Origin of the sequence: Actinomadura logoneensis (genome assembly GCF_003428695.1) — a bacterium.
In the GTDB taxonomy this organism is placed as follows: Bacteria; Actinomycetota; Actinomycetes; order Streptosporangiales; family Streptosporangiaceae; genus Spirillospora; species Spirillospora logoneensis.
This window is the reverse complement of the sequence record NZ_QURH01000769.1, coordinates 1-3,961: the sequence shown is the minus strand read 5'-3', so window position 1 is coordinate 3,961 and position 3,961 is coordinate 1. Positions and strand designations below refer to the sequence as shown.

The 3,961-nt window shown below is 73.9% G+C and carries 2 protein-coding genes and 2 pseudogenes; 1 reads left to right on the top strand and 3 read right to left on the bottom strand.

The window, feature by feature from the left end:
* A pseudogene (locus DZF91_RS27065) lies at positions 1-746 on the top strand (MFS transporter); the annotation flags it as partial.
* A 198-nt stretch (positions 747-944) separates the two neighbouring features.
* On the opposite strand, the gene DZF91_RS27060 reads toward DZF91_RS27065, so the two are convergent.
* The 3 genes and pseudogenes from DZF91_RS27060 to DZF91_RS40465 all read right to left on the bottom strand — a co-directional run.
* Complete coding sequence (locus DZF91_RS27060) at positions 945-1,895, bottom strand: electron transfer flavoprotein subunit alpha/FixB family protein (protein WP_117359988.1); 951 nt, start codon at positions 1,893-1,895, stop codon at positions 945-947.
* A gap of 22 nt (positions 1,896-1,917) precedes the next feature.
* On the bottom strand, positions 1,918-2,697 hold the full coding sequence (locus DZF91_RS27055) for an electron transfer flavoprotein subunit beta/FixA family protein (protein ID WP_117359987.1): 780 nt from the start codon (positions 2,695-2,697) through the stop codon (positions 1,918-1,920).
* A gap of 279 nt (positions 2,698-2,976) precedes the next feature.
* Positions 2,977-3,961: pseudogene (locus DZF91_RS40465) on the bottom strand (hypothetical protein); the annotation flags it as partial.

Below are 3,961 nucleotides of genomic sequence, written 5' to 3'. Positions count from 1 at the left end.
TGCTGCTCGGCCCGACCTACCTGGCCGACCGCCCGGCGCGCGCCGCGTCCGGTGCGGGCCGCCGCCGCGCCCGCCTGCCGCTCGCGGTCTACCTGGTCGGCGTGCTGGCGTTCATCGGCTTCATGACCGAGGGCTCGATCGCCGACTGGAGCGGCCTGCTGCTGCACGGCGAGCTCGGCGCGACGCAGGCCGTCGCGGCGCTCGGCTACCCGGTGTTCCAGCTCGCGATGCTGATCGGCCGCGTCGTCGGCGACCACCTGCGGATGTGGGTCGGCACCCGGAACCTGCTGACCGGCGCGGGCGTCGGCACCGCGGTGTCGATGACCGTCGTGGTCACCGCGCCGAACACGGCGGTCGCGATCGCCGGGTTCTTCCTGACCGGCCTGGTGGTCTGCACGGTCGTGCCGACCTCGATGTCCCTCGCCGGGACGTCCGCGCCGGACCAGCCCGCCGCCGCGGTCGCGCAGGCCGGGGCGATGGGCTACGGCGGCCTGCTGCTCGGCCCGGTCGTCGTCGGCTTCCTCGCGGACGCGACGTCGCTGCGGATCGGCGTCGGCGCGGTCGTCGTGCTCGCCCTGCTGATCGCGGCCGGGTCCCGGTTCGTGCCGCTCGGCCCCGGCGAGATCGGCTCGGCGCGCTCCTCCGAGGCCTCGGCCGACGGCGCCGCCGCGGTGTCCGGCGAGACCGTCTCCGGCCCGGTCGGCGCGCCGCAGGCCGAAGGCGAGCCGCAGCCCGTCCCCGCCTGAGCGACCGCTCCCCCGCCGGCCTGAACCCGGACGACCGGGGAGCCGGCCGACCGGAGAACCCGCAGAAGGGGCCCGTCCACACGGACGGGCCCCTTCTCTATCGGCAAGTGCGGCACGCGCGGGAGCGCGTCGTCTTGGGGCGACGGAGAAACGGAACGCCCCGGCCGGGGTCCCGGCCGGGGCGTCACGCTGGTGCGCCTACTTGCGCTTGTTGATCTCCTCGGTGAGCTGCGGGGCCACCTGGAACAGGTCGCCCACGACACCGAAGTCGACCAGCTCGAAGATCGGGGCCTCGGCGTCCTTGTTGATCGCGACGATCGTCTTGGACGTCTGCATGCCGGCCCGGTGCTGGATCGCGCCGGAGATGCCGACCGCGATGTACAGCTGCGGCGACACCGTCTTGCCGGTCTGGCCGACCTGGAACTGGTGCGGGTACCAGCCGGCGTCGGTCGCGGCGCGGGACGCGCCGACCGCTCCGCCGAGGGTGTCGGCCAGCGCCTCGATGATCTTGAAGTTCTCGCCGGAGCCGACGCCGCGGCCACCGGAGACCACGATCGCGGCCTCGGTGAGGTCGGGGCGCTCGCCCTTCTCCTCGACGACCTTCTCGACGATCTTGGCGGCCCTGTCGGCGTCGGACAGCTGGACCGACACCGCCTCCTCGGCCGGGGTCGCCGCGGCGGCCTCGGGCGCCACGGAGTTCGGCCGGACGGCGATGATCGGCGTGCCGGTCCTCACCTTCGCGTGCGCGATGATCGCGCCACCGAAGATGGAGTGCTCGCCGACGAAGCCCTCCGCCACGTCCACCACGTCGGTGAGCGCGCCGGAACCGGTCTTCACGGCCAGGCGGCCCGCGACCTCCTTGCCCTCGCCGGTGGCGGCGACGAGCACGGCGGCCGGGGACTTCTCCTGGACGAGCTTGGCGAGCAGCGCGGCCTTCGGCGCGACGACGTAGGAGGTCAGCTCCTCGTCCTCGGCCAGGTAGACCTTCTTGGCGCCGAACTCGGCCAGCTTGGCCTTGGCGCCCTCGTAGCCCGGGCCCACCCATACCGCGGCGGCGTCGCCGAGGCGGTTGGCGAGCGTGAGCAGTTCGAGGGTGACCTTCTTGACGTCTCCGTCGACGTGGTCGACGAGGACCAGGATCTCACTCATTGCTTAGGGTCCCCTTCCCCGCTCAGACGAACTTCTTCGACGCGAGGAACTCGGCGACCTTGACGCCGCCGTCGCCCTCGTCGGTGACGATCTGGCCCTGCGCGCGCGGCGGGGCCTCGGCGAAGTCCACGACCTCGGTCGCGGCGTTGGCGAGGCCGACCTGGCCCGCGTCGATGCCCGCTCCCGCGACGTCCAGCGTCTCGACCGGCTTCTTCTTGGCCGCCATGATGCCCTTGAAGGACGGGTAGCGCGGCTCGTTGATCTTCTCGACGACGCTCACCACGGCGGGCAGGGTCGCCTCGACCTTGTCGTGGCCGTAGTCGGTCTGCCGCTGCACCTTGATCGAGGTGCCGTCGATCTCCACCTTGTTGGCGAGCGACAGCTGCGGGACGCCGAGCCGCTCGGCGAGCATCGCGGCGAGCATGCCGGTGCGCGCGTCGGTGGACTCCGAGCCGAGGATCACCAGGTCGAAGCCGGTGCGGCCGAGGACCTGCTGGATGGCGTAGGAGGTCTGGAAGGCGTCCGAGCCGGCGAGGGCCTCGTCCGAGAGGTGGACGGCCTTGTCCGCGCCCATGGCGAGGGCCTTGCGGATGGAGTCGGTGGCCTTCGCGGGACCCATGGTCAGGACGGTCACCTCGCCGCCCTGGGCCTCCTTGATGCGCAGCGCCTCTTCGATCGCGTACTCATCGAGCTCGTTGATGACGCCGTCCGCCGCTCCGCGGTCGAGGGTGCTGTCATCGGACTTCAGCTTGCGCGGGCTCTCCGTGTCGGGAACCTGCTTGACGCAGACGACGATGTTCATGGCCGGTGGCCGACCTCCCTGCACTCAGTTGGCCGCTGGGGTAAGCGGACATAAGGACGCCGCCCGGGGGCCGGGTCGACGCGTGCTCGCAGCGCCGCCGCGCGGCGGCGCAACTGACAGCCTGCCAAAGACCCGAACGTGTTTCGGCCCCGGGTCCCCGGTTGGACCGTACACGGCTGATGTTACCGGCCAGTAGGGCCGATTCGAAACCCGTTCCGTGAGACCTACTTCACGGCGGAGGGCCGGGCGTACCGCGGCGGGCGCCCGTCGCCGCGGTCCTCAGTGCACCGCGTTCTGGAGCCGGGACAGCGTCGCCTCCAGCGAGCTCTGCAGGCCGTACAGCGGCGCGAGGCTGGGCGTGAAGGACATCGCCGCCACCAGGCCACCGAGCGTCAGCACGCCGAGCACCAGGCCGGCCGCGGCGACCGTGCCCGGACGCCACGCCAGCGGCTCGAACGCGGTCTCCAGGGCCCGGCGCGCGCCGCCCGCGCCCGGAGCCGTCCAGAGCGCGATCGTGCCCGTCCCGGCGCCGAGGGCGATCGCGCCGAGCGGGGACAGTTCGACGTCCGCCGCCGCGAGGCCCATCACCACCAGCGGGACCCCGACCGCGAACACCGCCGCGTAGGGCACGGAGAGGAGCGTGCGGCCGACCGCCTCCAGGCGGCCGAGACCGCCGCGCGCACGGGTGAGCCGCAGCACCGTGACGGCGACCGCGGACACCGCGACCCCGACCACCGGCATCATGACCGCCGCGCACCCGGCGAGGACGATCACCAGCAGCGCCAGCAGCCGCGCCCATCCCCGGACGACGGCGAGCTCGTGGGCGTTCGCGGGGGCGGCGTGCCGCGCGTGCGAGCCGGACATCCGGCCGTTCTCGTGGAAGGACGGCGCCGAGACGGCCGCCGCCGCACCGACCGCCGCCACGGACGCCGACGCCACCAGGGGGGCGGGCTCGGGTTCGGGGAAACCGCCGGTGCCGAGGGGCGCGTCGAGGTGGGGGCCGGAGGTGGACGGCGTCGCGGACGGGTGCGCGGGCGGGTTCGCGGACGGGGCCGTGTCGGGGACGCGGGCGGTGGGGATGGCGAAGCCGCCCGTCCCGGAGATCACGGCCGGGAAGCCGCCGGTGACCGGGGCGTCGGGGTACGGCGACGGCGCGGGCCCTGCCGGCGCGGGGCCCAGGTCGAGCGCGGACGCGGCGTCGACCAGTTCGTCGGCGCTCGGACGGGCCGACGGGTCGGGCGACGCGGCGGCGGCGAGCAGGCGG